Source organism: Nocardia goodfellowii (assembly GCF_017875645.1).
Lineage (GTDB): Bacteria > Actinomycetota > Actinomycetes > Mycobacteriales > Mycobacteriaceae > Nocardia > Nocardia goodfellowii.
The window spans coordinates 7,408,611-7,425,136 of the sequence record NZ_JAGGMR010000001.1 but is presented as its reverse complement, the minus strand read 5'-3'; the positions used below and the strand labels follow the sequence as shown (position 1 = coordinate 7,425,136).

Below are 16,526 nucleotides of genomic sequence, written 5' to 3'. Positions count from 1 at the left end.
TCCGGTGCGGACCGCCGCTCGGTCGCCGGGACGCGCTGCCGGATCTGAACGGCAGGCCGGTCCTGCGGCCGAGGAAGGCGGCTTCGCCCATGCGGCAGGTCAGACGGAGGTGGTCGAACGCTCGATGAGGGGCAGGGTGCGGAGCTGGCGTTCGAGGTGCCATTGCAGATGCGCGGCGACGAGGCCGCTGGCCTGGCGGCGCACCCCCTCCGGCGTGGACTCGACGTACGCCCACTCACCTTTGAGCAGCGCGACGAGCATGTCTAGCACCCCTTGCTGCGGGGTGGCCGAGCCGGGCGGGCGACAGTGCACGCACACCGCGCCACCGGCGGCGACGTGGAAGGCCCGGTGCGGGCCCGGGGTCGCGCACTTGGCGCATTCGTCGAGGGCGGGGGCCCAGCCCGCGAAACCCATGGCGCGCAACAGGTATGCGTCCAGGATCAATTCGTGCGGGCGCTGTTTGGCGGCGATGGCGCGCAACGCGCTCGCGGTCAGCGCGTGCAGCCGGGGCGCGGGCGCGCGTTCCTCACCGGCCAGCCGTTCGGCGGTCTCCAGTACGGCGCACGCGGTGGTGTAGCGCCCGTAGTCGTCGACGATGTCGGAGGCGAAGGCCTCCATGGTGTGCACCTGCGTGATGACATCCAGCGTCCGCCCCGGATGCAACTGCACGTCGACATACGCGAACGGCTCCAGCCGCGCGCCGAACCGGGACTTGGTGCGTCGCACCCCCTTCGCCACCGCCCGCACCAACCCGTGCTGGCGGGTCAGCAAGGTGACGATCCGGTCGGCCTCGCCCAGCTTGTGCTGGCGGACCACCACCGCTTCGTCCCGATACAAACGCACGCCGTCATCCTCCCACGCCCACCCGACACCACGACGCCGGACGCGGCGGTCGATGGTGGGCCGTCGCGGCCATTCGTCTCGGACCCGGAGCTCCGCGCTCGGTCAGCTTGCGCCGCGGCCGGATTCGGCGCAGGTGCGGCAGGTGCCGAAGATTTCCAAAGTGTGGCTGACCTCGGTGAAGCCGTGGTCGCCGGCGATGGCGTCGGCCCAGGCCTCGACGGTCGGGCCCTCCACCTCGACGGTGTGGCCGCAGTGCCGGCAGACCAGGTGATGGTGGTGGCCGGTGGAGCACTGGCGGTAGACCGATTCCCCGGTGTCGGTGCGCAGCACGTCCACCATTCCGGCGTCGGCCAGTGACTGCAGGGTGCGGTAGACCGTGGTGAGGCCGATGCCCTCACCGCGTTTGCGGAGTTCGTCGTGCAGTTCCTGCGCGGAGCGGAACTCTTCGATGTCCCCGAGCAGTGCCGCGATCGCACTGCGCTGGCGGGTGCTGCGGATGCCGACCGATTTCGACGATTCCTGCTGCGTCTTCTCAGGCACGGATCACCCCTCCTCGGCGTGCGCGACGGCATCGACCACGATATGCGCGAGGTGATCGTCGACCAATTCGTAGAGCACCTCGCGGCCCGATCGTTCGCCGTGCACGACACCGGCGGACTTCAGGATGCGCAGATGCTGACTGACCAGCGGCTGGGTGACGCCCAGCGCGTCGACGAGTTCGTGCACGCAGCGCGGCGATTCCCGCAGTTGCAGCACGATGGCGATGCGGACCGGTGCGGCCAGGGCGCGCAGCAGTTCGCCCGCGTCCTCCAGCACGGTGCGCGAGGGAACCGGCGCGGGCCCGGGGGAGCGGTACGGGTTGTGCGTGTGGGTGGCGGTCTCGGCGGCCATGGGATCTTCTCCTTAATGGAAAGCATTCCCATTTTGCATATGCAAAGGTGCGCATGTCAAATGTGGCGCGCCGGTGAAAAACCGATTGGCCGGTGCCGATAGTCTGAAGGACAAATCCGAACTCGCAGTGGATGGAGAATTCTCGCGTGGCACCCAAGTCGAAGGTGGACACCGTTGCCAACCTCGCCAAGCGCCGGGGTCTGGTGTACCCGTGCGGTGAGATCTACGGAGGCACCAAGTCGGCCTGGGATTACGGTCCGCTCGGGGTCGAACTCAAGGAGAACATCAAGAAGCAGTGGTGGCGCACCATGGTCACCAGCCGCGACGATGTGGTGGGCCTCGATTCGTCGGTGATCCTGCCGCGCCAGGTCTGGGAGGCCTCCGGCCACGTCGCGACGTTCTCCGATCCGCTGGTCGAATCGCTGCACACGCACAAGCGCTACCGTGCCGACCACTTGATCGAGGCCTACGAGGAGAAGCACGGCCATCCGCCGGCCAACGGCCTGGCCGACATCAAGGATCCGGAAACCGGCCAGCCCGGCTCCTGGACCGAGCCGCGGAACTTCTCCGGCCTGCTCAAGACCTACCTCGGCCCGGTCGACGACGAAGAGGGCCTGCATTACCTGCGCCCGGAAACCGCGCAGGGCATCTTCGTCAACTTCAAGAACGTGAAGGAAACCGCGCGTAAGAAGCCGCCGTTCGGTATCGCGCAGATCGGCAAGAGCTTCCGCAACGAGATCACCCCGGGCAACTTCATCTTCCGCACCCGGGAGTTCGAGCAGATGGAGATGGAGTTCTTCGTCAAGCCGGGCGAAGACGCCGAGTGGCACAAGTACTGGATCGACACCCGCCTGGCCTGGTACACCGACCTCGGCATCGACCCGGAGAACCTGCGCCTGTTCGAGCACCCGAAGGAAAAGCTGTCGCACTACTCGGCCGGCACCACCGACATCGAGTACCGCTTCCGCTTCCAGGGCAGTGAGTGGGGCGAGCTGGAAGGCATCGCCAACCGCACCGACTATGACCTGAAGACGCACTCCGAGCATTCCGGCACCGACCTGAGCTACTCCGACGCCAACACCGGTGAGAAGTACATCCCGTACGTCATCGAGCCCGCGGCCGGTCTGACCCGCTCGCTGATGGCGTTCCTGGTCGACGCCTACACCGTCGATCAGGCGCCGAACGCCAAGGGCGGCATGGAGGAGCGGATCAGCCTGCGCCTTGACCGCCGCCTCGCGCCGGTCAAGGCCGCGGTGCTGCCGCTCTCGCGCAACGCCGATCTGACGCCGAAGGCGAAAGATCTCGCGGCGCAACTGCGTAAGCACTGGAACGTCGAGTTCGACGACGCCGGCGCGATCGGCCGCCGCTACCGTCGCCAGGACGAGATCGGTACGCCGTTCTGCATCACCGTCGACTTCGACACCCTCGAGGATCAGGCGGTCACCATTCGCGAGCGTGATTCGATGCGGCAGGAACGCATCGCGCTGGACAAGGTGGAGGGCTACCTGGCCCAGCACCTGATCGGCGCCTGATCTACCGAACCGAAAACGACCCACGGCCTCGGGCTGTGGGTCGTTTCGCGTTATGGGTGTTTCTTGGGCGGCGTCTCGGTGATGATCCCGATCCCCGTCGGAATCATCAGCGCGATGCCCCAGGGCACCGCCACCCAGAACGGCCAGAAATAGCCGGCGCCGGTGGCCGCCCAGATCACCACCATCAGCAGGTTGACCGCCGCCCACGGAATCCACATGATGACGACCCACTGCGGTACCCGCCGCCCGGTATCGGGCCGGCCCGGCTTGCCGCGCTCCGCGGGCAGGTCGGACACCAGCGGCGTCAGTTCCCCATAGGTTTTCGCCGCATAGGCCTGTTGCAGCCGGTCGTCGTACTCGTGCAACGACAATCGGCCGTGATCCATCGCGTTGCGTAACTGATCGGCGATCTGCTGGCGGTCCGCATCGGATGCGCGCAGCTCTTCCTTGCCCACGTCGTCAGCTTAGGCTGGATCCGGTTCAGTGGCAGTGCGTTTCGGCCGCGCCGTAGCTGTCGCGGTGCACCGGGCTGTGGTGTCAGCGCGGCACGTCCCAGAACAAGACCTCGTGCCGCATGCCTTCGAGGAACAGCCGTTCCGCGCGGGCGGGGTCGACGCTCGACTCGTCGAGCATCTCGGCGCAGCGGGCGGTGAGCGTGGCGAAACCCGGGTCGGCGTAGGTGTCGACCCAGCGCCGGTAGCGGGGATCGGCGGGCGGATTCTCGGCCAGGATCGTGCCGAGCGTCGAGTAACCCCACATGCACGGGTAGAGCGCCGCCAAGCCGTCTGCATAGGTTGCGGCCGACTCCAGCAGGAAGGCCGTGTAATTCACGCACGGTTCGCCCTTGACCGCGCCCTCGAGATCCGCCCCGAACTCCGCGGCCAGCGCACGGTGCAGCGTGAGTTCGTCGTGGAAGGTGGCGTGCGCGAGGTCGACCAGGTCGCCCAGGTGTGCGGCGGGAGCCTGCCAGGCGAGGCGGGAGAAGACACGCACGTAGTCGAGCAGGAACAGGTAATCCTGCTCCAGCCAGGAGCGGAAAACCGGCTCGTCGAGATCACCCTTCGCGATGCCGGCCACGGTGGGGTGCGCCAGTTGCTGCTCGACCGAGGGGCGGCCGAGCTGCTCCAGATGTGCTGCGAGACTCATGCGAGAAGTCTCTCTTATTCGCCGAATTGCTTTGCGGGCGGCGTTGCCTCACGCTGTGCGTTGTGTGGCGCGATGAGGGCGATGTGGTGCGGGTGCTGGCGCCATCGGAACAGCGGTTCGTACGGCATGGGACCTACACCGGGCGGTCGGTGCGGGTCGATGGGGCACTCGATATCGCCGCGCTGCGCACCGCCTTCTCGACGCTGCAACGCGCCCATCCCGTGCTGACTTGCCGGATCGGTGTGGACGCCGAGGGGATCGGCTATCTGCTCCGGCCGGGCGCGGCCACGGTCGGCGCCTGGGTGCGTGACGGTGACATCGATCAGGTGCGGCTTCCGGTCCATCCGGTGGATCCCGGTGTGCAGCTCGCGTATTTGGACGTGGTTATCGGGGCTTCGGCCGCTCGGGTCACCCTGTTCGCGCACCACAGTGTCGCGGATGCGGGCCACTGCGTGGAACTGGTGTCACGACTGTGGAGCTTCTACACCGATCGACTGGAACCTGAAACCGTTGTGCCGCAAGGCCTTCCGCGATCACTGGAGGAGTATGCGGCGGACCGGGGGATCACCCGCGGCACGGTGTCCGGATTCGAGGACGTGACTCGTCCGCTTCCGCCCGAAGCACGGATCACCCCCGCCGATCCAGCGACTCCCGCGCCGCCCGCGCTGGCCCGGCCGCTGCGCGCGGTGCTGGAACCGGTCGCGACCGCCCGCATCGTCGAACGCGGTCACCGGGACGGATTGACCGTCAACGGACTCGTCACCGCCGCGCTGTTGCGCGCCTATGTCACCGAAACCGCTTCGGTAGAAACAGCTTCCGTTGGCTGCCTGTACCCGGTGGACCTGCGCACCCGCTTCGATCCGCCGGTGCCGCGCGCCGCGGGCACCAATATGGCCGGGCTCGCGTCCTTCGCCGCCGAAGTCGACCTGACCGCCGATATTTCCGTACTGGCACACCAGATCTCGTCGCGGCTGCACCACGATCTCGCCGAAGGCATCGTTCAGCAGTCAGTTCTGCACTTCCCGGATTACTACGGCCCCAGCAGGATCCACTCGCTGGCCGGACACATCGCCGTCACCAACACCGGCCGGGTCCCGGCCTTCCGCACCCCGCCCGAGCTCACCCTCGCCGACTACGAAATCGTCTATCTCTCAGCACACCCCAAACCGTCGGCGGGCGCGTCGGCCGCCGTCACCTTCCTGCTCTATACCTTCCGAGGGCGCTTGACGATCGGCGTGCTCGGTGGTGGTGCGGCGGCGGACCGGCTGCCCGACGCGGTGCGGCGCGAGCTGGCCGGCCTGTACGCCGAGTCGATCTAGTCGCACACATTCCGCCGCGAGCCCGTAGGGTCATGCCCCAAGATCTACCCACACAGAATGACCCGCGTGCTATGAGTTCCAATCTGCCCTACAAGCTTTTCCTACCGCAGTCGACGCCCTCCATGCATCGCGTCTTCGCGATCTACCAGGACCAGGGCTGGGATGAATTGAAAGCCGTCGCCACCTTCGACGACCGCGCCTCCGCCGTCCGCCTCGCCGACGCCCTCAACGAACTCCTCTCCGGGGCCGAGCTGGCGCCGGAGTTCGTCGCCGAAGCCCTCGAAGGCGCCCCCCGCCCCGTCCGCGCCCAAGTGGAGCGCATCGCTCGCAAAATCGAAGCCGAGGTCGCCGCCGACGCCGCGCACGGCGAATACCTCGACGCCCTGTCCCGCCCCTCCATCTGCGGCGTCATGCGCTTCCCCCTCATTCCCGACCGCGACGACGACCACATCATCACCCCCCGCACCGCCGAAACCCTGCGCTACCACGGCGAAATCTATGTCGAAGAACTCAACGCCCTCATCGCCGGTGACGCCGAAGTCTTCCGCCACGAACTACCGACCGCCTTGCAACGCCAGAAAACCCCTTTCCTCAAACAATTCGCCGCCTGCTTCGACCACCTCCTCGAATGCCTCGACTCCGGCACCTGGCCCGAACCCCGTTGCACCGGTGAGGAAATCGCCCTCTGGATCATGCTCGAACGCGCCACCGAACAAATCGAAGAAGAACGAGCCGGCTTCGAAGCCTTCACCTCCCCCTCGATCAACGACCTCCCGAAGTCCGAATTCGACTACAACCTCGACGACCTCACCGAAGCCCTCTTCCACGACCACGATTTCCGCCACTCCATCCTCGACCACCCCACCCCCTTCGAAAACGGCACCCTGAAGCACCTGTTCAAGCCATTCAGCTACGTGGAACCGAAGCTGACGTCGCGGAAGCGCGGATGACCCGAATCGGTTGTGTGTGCGGTTCGGTCAGATCAGGGACGGTAGGACCAGGTCGCGGTAGCGCTGTTTCATTGTCTCGATGACTTCGTGGCCGTCGCTGGACCATATAGTGGCGTTGAAGATTTCGACCTCGACGTCGCCGCGGTAGCCGGCGGTGCGGACCCATCTGCCGATGGTGGTGAAGTCGATGACGCCGTCGCCCATCATGCCTCGGGACAGCAGTGGGTCGGCGGTCATCGGGTTCAGCCAGTCACACACTTGATAGGAGCTGATTCGTCCGGACGCACCGGCGTGGGCGATCTGTTCCTCCAGGCTCGGGTCCCACCAGAGATGGAAGGTGTCGACTACGACACCCACGGTGTCGGCGGGATACGGCTGGGCCATCGACAACGCTTGTGCCAGTGTCGATATCACCGCGCGGTCGGCGCAGAACATCGGGTGCAGCGGTTCCAGCGCGAGGCGGACGCCGCGTTCGGCGGCGTAGGGGGCCAGTAGTGCGAGCCGCTCTTCGACGCGCGCCCGTGCGCCGGCGAGGTCGCGGTCCGGAATGCCGCCCATCACCATGACGAGTTCCCGGGTGGCCAGGGTGGCGGCGTCATCGATGGCACGGCGATTGTCGTCGAGTGCCGCCTGTCCGTCGCCCGGCTCGGTCAGAAAGCCGCCGCGGCACAGACTGGAGACCCGCAATCCCGCGTCGGCGACGATCTTCGCCGCGGCGGCGGCCCCGATCTCGTCGACTCGATCACGCCACAGTCCGACCGCGCCGAGCCCCGCGCGGGCGGCGCCGTCCACCGCCTCGGTGAGCGTCCACCGCTTCGTTGTCGCGGTATTCAGCGACAGCGACCGGTAGGGATCAGCCAGGTCGTAGGGCAGGTGCTGTGCCGCAACCGATGTCATGAGCGCACTCCGTTCAGTTCGAGGTAGACCCGCATGCGGTGCGCGGCGAGTTCCGGGTCCGACAGCAGTCCGGCCTTGTCCGCCAGGCGGAACAATTCGGCCAGATGCGGTACGGATCGACCCGTGGCCAGCCCCGCCACCATCGCGAAGCCGGGCTGCCTACCGTTGAGCCATGCCAAGAAGGCGATACCCGTCTTGTAGTAGTACGTAGGTGCGGCGAAGATATGACGCCCGAGTTCCTGTGTGGCGCTGAGGATCTCGGACGCTCGTGCCGCATCGCCATTGTCGAGTGCCTGTAACGCGGTGGACGCGGCGGGATAGATGGCGGCGAAGATGCCGAGCAGCGCATCCGAATGCCCTTGTGCGTCACCGATAATCAGCTCGGGATAGTTGAAGTCGTCACCGGTGTACAGCCGTACCCCGTCGGGCAGCGCACGCCGCAGGGCGATCTCGTGCGCCGCGTCCAGTAGCGAGACCTTGACCCCGTCGACCTTCGACCTGTTGTCCTCGATGAGCGCGCGGAACGTCGCGGTGGCGGTATCGATGTCGGCACTGCCCCAATACCCGTGCAGCGCGGGATCGAACATGGTGCCGAGCCAGTGCAGAATCACCGGCCGATCCACACCGGCCAGCAGTGTCTCGTAGACATACCGGTAATCGGCGGCCGATCGCGCGACCTGCACCAGTGCCCGCGAGGCCATCAGGATCACCTGCGCACCGGCCTCCGTCACCACGTCGATCTGCTCGCGATAGGCATCGACGATCCTGGCGAGCCCGGCCGTCCCGGAGGGGAGTTCGGCGAGGTCGAGTTGATCGGTTCCCGCACCGCAGGCGAGCCGGCCACCTACCGACGCCGCTTCGCTGCCCGACCGGCGGATCAATTCCGCTGTCGCTCGCCAGTCCAGGCCCATGCCGCGCTGCGCGGTGTCCATGGCATCGGCCACCCCGAGCCCGTAGGACCACAATTCGTGCCGGTAGGCCAGCGTCGCGTCCCAGTCGATCGCGGCGGGCGCGCCGGGTGTGTTGTCCGCTGTCGTACGCGGAATCACGTGTGCCGCAGCGAAAGCCACGCGCGAGGTGATCGGCTGCCTCGGCCGGGTCCACACTCCCGGCGCACCGAGGACATACGGTTCGAGCCGGCCGTCGACCGGTAGCACCACCGACAGACTCGTGGATGTCGCGGTCACAGCGTGACCTCCGGGATCTCGATCCGACGGCCTTCGGCGGAGCTGCGCAGTCCGAGCTCGGCCAGTTGAACACCGCGTGCGGCCGAGAGCAGTCCGTAGCGGTGCGGCCGTTCGTGTACCACGTCGGCGAGGAACTCCTCCCACTGCAACTTGAAGCCGTTGTCCAGCTCCGCGTTCGCGGGCACCTCCAGCCATTGCTCCCGGAACGGCTCGGTGACCGGGAGGTCCGGGTTCCAGACCGGTTTGGGCGTGTGTGAGCGGTGCTGCGCGACGCACTTGCGCAGACCCGCGACGGCGGAGCCGTGCGTTCCGTCGATCTGGAATTCGACCAGCTCGTCTCGATACACGCGCACTGCCCAGGATGAGTTGATTTGAGCTACAACACCGTTGGCCATTTCGAAGATCCCGTAGGCGGCGTCGTCGGCGGTGGCCGGATAGGGCTTACCCTGTTCGTCCCATCGAGTGGGAATGTGGGTAGTCGCCTTCGCGGTGACCGCCTCGACCTTGCCGAGCAAACCCTCGAGGACATAGTTCCAGTGACAGAACATGTCGACGACGATGCCGCCGCCGTCTTCGGCGCGATAGTTCCAGCTGGGCCGCTGGGCGGGTTGACCGTCACCTTCGAACACCCAGTAGCCGAATTCGCCACGCAGCGAGAGGATTCGGCCGAAGAAGCCTTCGTCGACGAGTCTGCGCAGTTTCACCAGGCCGGGCAGGTAGAGCTTGTCGTGCACGACGCCCGCGGTGACGCCGGCGTTCGCCGCGACCCGGGCGAGTTCCACAGCCTCCGTGAGTGTTTCGGCGGTCGGCTTCTCGGTGAAGACGTGCTTGCCCGCCTTCATCGCCGCGGCGAGTGCCTCGGCGCGGCGCGAGGTGACCTGGGCGTCGAAGTAGATATCGATGGACGGATCGGCGATGACGGCGGCGGCGTCGGTGCTCCATTCGGCGATGTCGTGCTGCTCGGCGAGTTCGGCGAGCTTGGCGGCATTGCGGCCGACCAGGATCGGCTCCACCTGAACGCGGGTGCCGTCCGGGAGCAGCAGCCCGCCGGCGGCGCGGATCGGGAGGATCGATCGCATCAGGTGCTGGCGGTAGCCCATGCGGCCGGTGACGCCGTTCATGGCGATGCGGAGCGTGCGCGGGGGAGTGGTGGAATCGGGCATTGGTTTGTGCCTCTTCTGATGTGCGTGACCGACGACCGCAGAATGGGTCGTGGACGGTGCGGACAGACCCGCACGCGGCGAGTGGACAAGTCAGCGTCGGAATGCGCTTTCCAAGCTATGCTAGTCCCGAAGTTCGGTCAACCCCCACGAGTACCGAGAGAACGAGGCACGAAGCCATGGCGGCTGTGAGATTGCAAGACGTCGCGATCCGGGCAGGGGTCTCCCAGGCGACCGCGTCACGCGTGCTCAACGGATCGTCGCGGGTACCCGGCGAAGGCGTCGCCGACCGAGTACGCGCCGCCGCCGCCGAATTGGGCTATGTGCCGAACGCCCAGGCCCAGGCCCTGGCGAGGTCTTCGACCGGACTCATCGGCCTTGTCGTGCACGATATCGCCGATCCCTACTTCTCCTCGATCGTGCAGGGCGTCCAGACGGCCGCGCGCCGGGCGGGCAAGATCGTCCTGCTGGCCAGTACGGAACGTGATTTCGATATCGAACGCGAATCGGTGAGCACCTTCATCTCGCACCGCGCCGACGCGATCATCCTCGCGGGTTCACGCCAGAGCGGGGATCTCGACCGCGACCTCGAGCAGGAATGCGCGCGGTATCTTGACAACAGCGGCAAGGTGGTCGTGATCGGTCAGCCGCTGTCCTTCGGTGCCGCCGTCGAGCCGGAAAACCACTCCGCGGCAGCGCAATTGGCGTATGCCCTGCTCGAGCACGGGCATCGCGATTTCGCCGTCATCGGCGGGCCGGGCAACATCCGAACCGCCGTCGACCGGCGCAACGGCTTCGTCGAAGCTCTCGCTACCCGAGGCGTGACCCCGCTGGTGGAGATCGCGGGCGACTTCTCCCGGGACGGGGGTTTCAGCGCCGCTCGCCGCCTGGCCGCCGCGTTGGACCTGCATCCGGGGCAGGTCGGTAATGTCGCGCCCTGCGTGTTCGCGGTGACCGACGTGATGGCGATCGGTGCGATCGCGGCCTGGCGTGAGCTGGGCCTGGTGGTCCCCGATGACGTCTGCGTCGCGGGATTCGACGATATCCCGACCCTGCGTGACCATGTGCCTGGGCTTTCCACGGTGGCGCTGCCGCTGGTCGAGATCGGCGAGCGCGCCGTGCGGCTCGCGCTGGACGACTCGGCCACCGACGCGCATGCCCACGAATTCGTGCCCGGCCGCGTGATCCTGCGCGACAGCAGCGCTTTGCGCTGCGGCTGAGCTGCGGCAATTCGAGACCCTTGACACTGTGGGTCCGGTCACACTAGCCTCGGTGACAGCTTCGGAAAGCGCATTCCCTGCGCGGGTGTAGTTCGAAACCCCGCTCCACTACTAGCTTTAGGACTCCAGATGGCGGTAGTCACGTCCGTCGAGGCCGGTTCCTCCGCACCGAAAGCGACTCGCCCCGTGCGCACCCGGCGCCGGAAGCTCCCCTCCCCAGCCACGGTGTGGTCCACCGTGTGGCGGCCGCTCGCCCTGGTGGCGGCGCTCGTCGTCGCCTGGTGGGGCGTCACGAAGTTCGAGCTCGTCGAGCCGTACATCCTGCCGTCGCCGGGGGATACCTGGCGCACCACGGTGGACAACTCGACGTACCTGCTCGAGAACACGTGGGTCACCACCTACGAAACGGTGGTCGGCTTCATCATCGCCGCACTGATCGGCGAGGCCGTCGCCCTGCTGATGATCTACTCCCGCGGCGTCGAGCGAACGATGTATCCACTCATTCTCTTCGCGCAGGTCATCCCGAAAATCGCGATCGCACCGCTGTTCATCGTCTGGCTCGGGTTCGGCACCAGCCCCAAGATCCTCGTCGCCGTGCTGATGGCCTTCTTCCCGATCGTCATCTCCGGTATGGCCGGGCTGCGCTCGGTGGATCCCGAGATCCTCGAACTCACCTCCACCATGGGCGCGAGCAATTGGAAGACGTTCGTCAAAGTGCGTTTTCCCGCCTCGCTGCCGCAGTTGATGTCCGGCCTCAAGATCGCCGCCACCCTCGCGGTCACCGGCGCCGTTGTCGGCGAATTCGTCGGCGCCAACGAGGGTCTCGGCTACGTGATCCTGCAAGCCAACGGAAACATCGACACCGCGATGCTGTTCGCCGCCCTGATCATCATGTCCATGCTGGGCATCATCCTGTTCGCGATCATCGAAATCGCCGAACAGTTCCTCATTCCATGGCACGCCTCCCGTCGATCCACCGCCTCGGTCGTCGGTGGGGCATGAGCATGTCGCACAACCGTATTCGCGCCACAGCTGGAGAACTCGCATGAAATTCGGAACTCGTACCCGCACGACCCTCGGCGCCGCGGCGCTGGCATCGGTCCTGGCATTGACCGGCTGCGGAGGCGGCGGCAACGACGCGAAAGAACCCGGCGCCGACGGGAAGACCACCGCGGTGTCGCTGATGCTCAACTGGTACCCCTACGGCGAACACGCCCCGTTCTATTACGGGGTGCAGGAAGGCATATTCGCCAAGCACGGCATCGATCTGAAGATCTCGGCCGGCCAGGGCTCGACCAAAACGGCGCAGGCCACCGGGTCGAAACAGACCGACTTCGGCTGGGCCGATACCCCGGCCGTGCTGAGCAATATCGACAAGGGCGTCAAAATCAAGAGCGTCGGCGTCTTCCTCCAGACCACGCCCTCCGCGGTGCAGGTATTCGCGGATTCCAATATCCGGACCCCGGCCGATCTGGTGGGTAAGACCATTGCCGTCTCCGCCGGCGACGCGCCGACCACGACCTTCCCGATCTTTCTCGACAAAGCGGGCGTTGCCGCGAATCAGGTAACCCAGCAGAGCCTCGACTCGGCGGGCAAGATGTCGGCGATGCTCTCCGGCCGTGTCGACGGACTGATCGGATTCGCCCACGATCAGGGCCCCACCATCGCGAACAAGAGTGGCAAAGAGGTTCGCTACCTGCGGTATTCGGACCAGGGCCTGAATTTCTTCAGCAATGGCCTGATCGCGAACCAGGCCACCATCGAGTCCTCGCCCAAGCTGGTTCAGGCCATGCTGGACGCGACGAGTGAGGCGTTCGCCGCCGCGGTCGCGAAGCCGGAAGCAGCGGTCGCCGCGATGGAGGGCAAAGACCCGCAACTGCCGCCGCAGCAGGTGCTGCTCCAGCAGTGGCAGCAGACCATCCCGCTGCTCAGCACACCGGAAACCGCCGGTAAGGCCCCGGGAACCAATGCCGAAGCGAACTGGCGCGCCACCGTCGAGATTCTCAGCAGTGCCAAACTCCTCGAAAAAGCCGAGGACCCGGCCAAGTACTGGGATTCGAAGTTCACGCCCACCAGCAAGCCGTGACCGGAGCAGGTGACACCATGAGCACACCCACCGACACCATCGCCCGCACCGATACCGCGGTCGCGGTCGCGGATCTGTCCGTACGGTTCTCGTCCAAACGCGGCGAGGTCACCGCACTGCACAATGTCGATCTCCAGGTCGGCCGCGGTGAATTCGTTTCGATCGTCGGTCCGTCCGGCTGCGGAAAATCGACCCTGCTGAAAGTCGTCGCCGGTCTCACCGAGCCGAGCGGGGGCAGCGTCGAACTCGGCGGAGCCCCCGTGCGCGGGCCGCAGCGCAATATCGGCTATGTGTTCCAGCGCGCCGCGCTGCTGGAATGGCGGACCGTACGCAAGAACATCCTGCTGCAAGCCGAAATGCGCGGCATGAACAAACGGACCGCGGAGGCCGAATGCGCTCGTCTCATCGAGATGACCGGACTCAGCGGATTCGAGAACGCCCTGCCGCACGAACTCTCCGGCGGTATGCAGCAACGAGTCTCGCTGTGCCGGGCACTGCTGCACGAACCAGAAGTGCTGCTGATGGACGAGCCCTTCGGCGCACTCGACGCGCTCACCCGGGAACGGATGAACGTCGAACTGCATCGGATCTGGCGCGAAACGGGCACCACGGTATTGCTGGTCACCCATTCGGTGGCCGAGGCCGTATATCTCGCCAACCGGGTGGTCGTCATGAGTCCGCGGCCGGGCAAGATCATCGAATTGCTCGACGTCGACCTGCCCGCACACCGTGATTACGCCACCACGATGGAGACGCCGGAATTCATCACCGTCGCCAACCGGGTCCGGGATCTACTCGGCTCGGTAGCGCAAGCCGACTGAGATTCGACGCACCGAGAGAAAGCCGACCGCGTGAGGGTTCTCGTCGCCCCGGATAAATTCAAAGGAAGCCTGACCGCGTCCGAGGTGGCCGACCGGCTGGCCGAGGGCTTGGCGTCGGCGGGCATCGACAGTCATCGGATCCCGCTGGCCGACGGCGGTGACGGAAGCGTCGACGCCGCGATCGCGGCCGGTTTCGCTCCGCACCCGGTGACGGTGGCGGGGGCGGCGGGAACCCCGAGCTACGGGCGAATCGCTCGCGGCGACGGCGGCATCGTGGTCGAGGTCGCCAATACCTGCGGCCTCACCACCTTGCCGAACGGCCGCCCGCTGCCCTTGGACGCGAGCAGTCTCGGTCTGGGCCAAGCCATCTCGCAAGCACTGCGGCACCGTCCGCGCCGGCTGGTCCTCGCTCTCGGTGGCAGTGCCAGCACCGACGGCGGCATGGGAATGCTCGCCGCCCTCGGCTTCACCTTCGCCGACGCCAGGGGAATCCCACTGCGCGCATGCGGCCGAAGTTTGGCCCGGGTCCACACCGTCGACTCGTCGCGGGCGCAGCGGCTGACCGGAATCGACATCGTCGTAGCCGGTGATGTCACCAACCCCTTGCTCGGCCCGACCGGTGCCGCGGCGGTCTATGGGCCGCAGAAGGGGGCCACCGAAGCCGAAGTGCGGTTTCTCGACGCGGGCCTGGGCAACCTCGTCCGAGCGTTCGCCCGCAGCGGCTACCCGAACGCGGCGGCTGTCGCGTCCGTCCCCGGAGCCGGCAGCGCGGGCGGAATCGGCTTCGCCTCCTTACTGCTCGGCGGCACGATCACCTCCGGCGCCGAGTTCTTCCTCGACCTGCTCCAATTCGACCGGCACCTGCCCGGTTCCGACTTGGTGCTCACCGGAGAGGGCAGCATCGACGACCAGACGGCGAACGGCAAACTCCCCGCGGTGCTGGCCCGCCGTGCCCACCCCGTGCCAGTAGTCGCCGTCGCGGGCCGAACCACGCTGCCGCCAGACCAATGGCGCGGGGCAGGGTTCGCCGACATCTATTCGCTGGGCGACTACACCGACCGGGACACCGCCGATGACCCGGAACTGACCAGACAGCTGCTGATCAGGATCGGCCGACAGATCGGCCGCGTCATGACCGAAGCGCCCTCGATTACGGGCCCAGTTGCGGATCGATCTTCACCAGCATCGAGCGTGCCCAATCCGTATCCCGATGATCGGCAGGCAGTGCGGCAAGGCCCATCTCCGCTTCCCGGGCCGCCTCGGTGGGACGGCCCATCGCGGTGAGGACCAAAGCACGTTCCAGACCCCAGAATCCGGGCGTGTACCAGTAGCCGAATGCGGGCAACTCGATGCCCTCGGTCGCCTCGGCGGCGATGTCGGCGCGGCGCAGTGCGCGCCCGGCGCGGTAGTTGTCACCTTTGAGGGCAAGCAATTCCGCACGCTGGTAGCGGTCGTAGACGCCCAGTATCGGGTGGGCCTTGGTCACCGATATCGCTGCCTCGGTCAGATCGACAGCGCGCTCGAGGTGGCCGGTGTGTCGGGCGGTGTACGCGCGAAAGCTGCGGGCGTGTGCCAGTTGCGAATAGTCCTCGGCTTCCTCGGCCAGCCCGGCGGCGTCGCTGAGCACTCGGTCGGCAAGATGAGGTCGATTCGTGGCGTGCTCCAGCCAGCCCCGGTATCGCGCGACCTCGGACGCGAGACTCGCCGAGGCCGCCCCACCGGCCCGGTGCCGAGCCAAAGCGCGAGCGGCCCCATCCATTCCCCGAACCATCTGTACCACCAGCGCCGCGCCCACGGTGTCTTCGAGATGCCTTGTCCGGTCGAGGATTACCGAGAGGTCGGCCAGACTTCCGCTGCCTGCGCCCGCGGGGTCCTCCAGCGCGGCCTGCAACCGCGCCATATCCACTTCGCTCAAACCGAGTACCGGGTCGGCGAGTACAGATCGGTAGGCGTCGAGCACGGCAGGCGTCACGGGCCGCTGCCCGGTCTCGATCTGCGACAGATATCCGGGGGTGAAAGATGTCCGCTCCGCCATACGGCGCAGACCGACCTCGGCCAGCGTGCGCAGTTCGCGCAGCAGTTCGCCGGTCACCCCCGGTTCTGCAAACACAAGCAAACGGTAATGCCGTTCACAGGAACACGCTCGGAGAACAAACTTTTGTCAAGCCCCGTCGCCGGGTTGATGTCAGGTCCAACCGGCACCGCTGTGCGGGTGCGAGCAACACCGCCGAAGTCGTCTACAACCAGAGGTCGGAACATGGGATGGCACGAGGAGATCTTGGCCGAGGTCGACTGCCGTAACCGCGACTGGGCCTGCTCGAGCGTCGCGGCCGCACACAAGGCAATGCAGGTCCACCTCGACTGCCTGGTAGACGAGTGCCCGGCCAAGTCGGCGGCGTTCTACAAGCTGAAGGCTGAAGGCAAGCTGGTACCCGACTCGGGACGGACGACGTAGCTACGGGGATTGCGGTGGG

The 16,526-nt window shown here is 66.6% G+C and carries 17 protein-coding genes and 1 pseudogene; 9 read left to right on the top strand and 9 right to left on the bottom strand.

All coding sequences use genetic code 11. The features are described 5' to 3' along the window. Nucleotides 1–99: 99 nt before the first annotated feature. The 3 genes from recO to BJ987_RS34420 all read right to left on the bottom strand — a co-directional run bounded on the left by recO (nt 100) and on the right by BJ987_RS34420 (nt 1,734). Nucleotides 100–843 (bottom strand): DNA repair protein RecO, encoded by a 744-nt coding sequence (gene recO, locus BJ987_RS34430; protein WP_209897207.1) that lies wholly within the window; start codon nt 841–843, stop codon nt 100–102. Between the two features lie 102 nt (nt 844–945). Then, a complete protein-coding gene (locus BJ987_RS34425; protein WP_209897206.1) occupies nt 946–1,383 on the bottom strand; it encodes a Fur family transcriptional regulator in 438 nt (145 codons plus the stop codon). 3 nt (nt 1,384–1,386) lie between these two features. Next, nucleotides 1,387–1,734, bottom strand: coding sequence for an ArsR/SmtB family transcription factor (locus BJ987_RS34420; RefSeq protein WP_209897205.1), 348 nt, complete (start codon nt 1,732–1,734; stop codon nt 1,387–1,389). A 131-nt stretch (nt 1,735–1,865) separates the two neighbouring features. Between BJ987_RS34420 and BJ987_RS34415 the strand changes: the two genes are divergently transcribed. Next, nucleotides 1,866–3,266: a glycine--tRNA ligase gene (locus BJ987_RS34415; protein WP_209897204.1), complete on the top strand. Its 1,401-nt coding sequence runs from the start codon at nt 1,866–1,868 to the stop codon at nt 3,264–3,266. Between the two features lie 50 nt (nt 3,267–3,316). Here BJ987_RS34415 and BJ987_RS34410 read toward each other — a convergent pair whose 3' ends face one another. Further along, entirely contained in the window at nt 3,317–3,721 is a 405-nt protein-coding gene (locus BJ987_RS34410) for a DUF1707 domain-containing protein (protein WP_209897203.1), read from the bottom strand. An 82-nt stretch (nt 3,722–3,803) separates the two neighbouring features. After that, a complete protein-coding gene (locus BJ987_RS34405) occupies nt 3,804–4,412 on the bottom strand; it encodes a TenA family protein (protein ID WP_209897202.1) in 609 nt (202 codons plus the stop codon). A gap of 62 nt (nt 4,413–4,474) precedes the next feature. Here BJ987_RS34405 and BJ987_RS34400 point away from each other — a divergent pair, with 62 nt between their 5' ends. Together BJ987_RS34400 and BJ987_RS34395 are read left to right on the top strand one after the other, a co-directional pair. Continuing rightward, nucleotides 4,475–5,731: a phthiocerol/phthiodiolone dimycocerosyl transferase family protein gene (locus BJ987_RS34400; protein WP_307869843.1), complete on the top strand. Its 1,257-nt coding sequence runs from the start codon at nt 4,475–4,477 to the stop codon at nt 5,729–5,731. Between the two features lie 71 nt (nt 5,732–5,802). Continuing rightward, complete coding sequence (locus BJ987_RS34395; RefSeq protein WP_209897201.1) at nt 5,803–6,681, top strand: hypothetical protein; 879 nt, start codon at nt 5,803–5,805, stop codon at nt 6,679–6,681. A gap of 27 nt (nt 6,682–6,708) precedes the next feature. Here the strand turns inward: BJ987_RS34395 and BJ987_RS34390 are convergent, their stop codons facing one another. Genes BJ987_RS34390 through BJ987_RS34380 form a run of 3 tightly spaced genes read right to left on the bottom strand, consistent with a single transcriptional unit; the run spans nt 6,709 to nt 9,928 of the window. Further along, on the bottom strand, nt 6,709–7,578 hold the full coding sequence (locus BJ987_RS34390) for a sugar phosphate isomerase/epimerase family protein (protein WP_209897200.1): 870 nt from the start codon (nt 7,576–7,578) through the stop codon (nt 6,709–6,711). After that, on the bottom strand, nt 7,575–8,765 hold the full coding sequence (locus tag BJ987_RS34385; protein WP_209897199.1) for a dihydrodipicolinate synthase family protein: 1,191 nt from the start codon (nt 8,763–8,765) through the stop codon (nt 7,575–7,577). The genes BJ987_RS34390 and BJ987_RS34385 overlap by 4 nt, the downstream gene beginning before the upstream one ends. After that, complete coding sequence (locus BJ987_RS34380) at nt 8,762–9,928, bottom strand: Gfo/Idh/MocA family protein (RefSeq protein ID WP_209897198.1); 1,167 nt, start codon at nt 9,926–9,928, stop codon at nt 8,762–8,764. The genes BJ987_RS34385 and BJ987_RS34380 overlap by 4 nt, the downstream gene beginning before the upstream one ends. Before the next feature lie 176 nt (nt 9,929–10,104). Here BJ987_RS34380 and BJ987_RS34375 point away from each other — a divergent pair, with 176 nt between their 5' ends. The 5 genes from BJ987_RS34375 to BJ987_RS34355 all read left to right on the top strand — a co-directional run bounded on the left by BJ987_RS34375 (nt 10,105) and on the right by BJ987_RS34355 (nt 15,336). Beyond that, the gene (locus BJ987_RS34375) at nt 10,105–11,145 is read left to right on the top strand and encodes a LacI family DNA-binding transcriptional regulator (protein WP_209897197.1); all 1,041 of its coding nucleotides are present in this window, start codon (nt 10,105–10,107) and stop codon (nt 11,143–11,145) included. A 129-nt stretch (nt 11,146–11,274) separates the two neighbouring features. After that, nucleotides 11,275–12,147 carry an ABC transporter permease gene (locus BJ987_RS34370; protein WP_209897196.1) on the top strand — a complete coding sequence of 291 codons (873 nt, stop codon included), beginning with the start codon at nt 11,275–11,277 and terminating at the stop codon, nt 12,145–12,147. Between the two features lie 43 nt (nt 12,148–12,190). Next, the gene (locus BJ987_RS34365) at nt 12,191–13,231 is read left to right on the top strand and encodes an ABC transporter substrate-binding protein (protein WP_209897195.1); all 1,041 of its coding nucleotides are present in this window, start codon (nt 12,191–12,193) and stop codon (nt 13,229–13,231) included. 17 nt (nt 13,232–13,248) lie between these two features. Further along, the gene (locus BJ987_RS34360) at nt 13,249–14,052 is read left to right on the top strand and encodes an ABC transporter ATP-binding protein (protein ID WP_209897194.1); all 804 of its coding nucleotides are present in this window, start codon (nt 13,249–13,251) and stop codon (nt 14,050–14,052) included. A 30-nt stretch (nt 14,053–14,082) separates the two neighbouring features. Then, nucleotides 14,083–15,336: a glycerate kinase gene (locus tag BJ987_RS34355; RefSeq protein WP_307869842.1), complete on the top strand. Its 1,254-nt coding sequence runs from the start codon at nt 14,083–14,085 to the stop codon at nt 15,334–15,336. Here BJ987_RS34355 and BJ987_RS38375 read toward each other — a convergent pair. After that, nucleotides 15,317–16,144 (bottom strand): annotated as a pseudogene (locus tag BJ987_RS38375) (helix-turn-helix domain-containing protein); the annotation flags it as partial. The gene BJ987_RS34355 and the pseudogene BJ987_RS38375 overlap by 20 nt on opposite strands. Nucleotides 16,145–16,309: 165 nt before the next feature. Here BJ987_RS38375 and BJ987_RS34345 point away from each other — a divergent pair. After that, entirely contained in the window at nt 16,310–16,507 is a 198-nt protein-coding gene (locus BJ987_RS34345; protein WP_245366264.1) for a hypothetical protein, read from the top strand. The last annotated feature ends 19 nt before the right edge of the window (nt 16,508–16,526 follow it).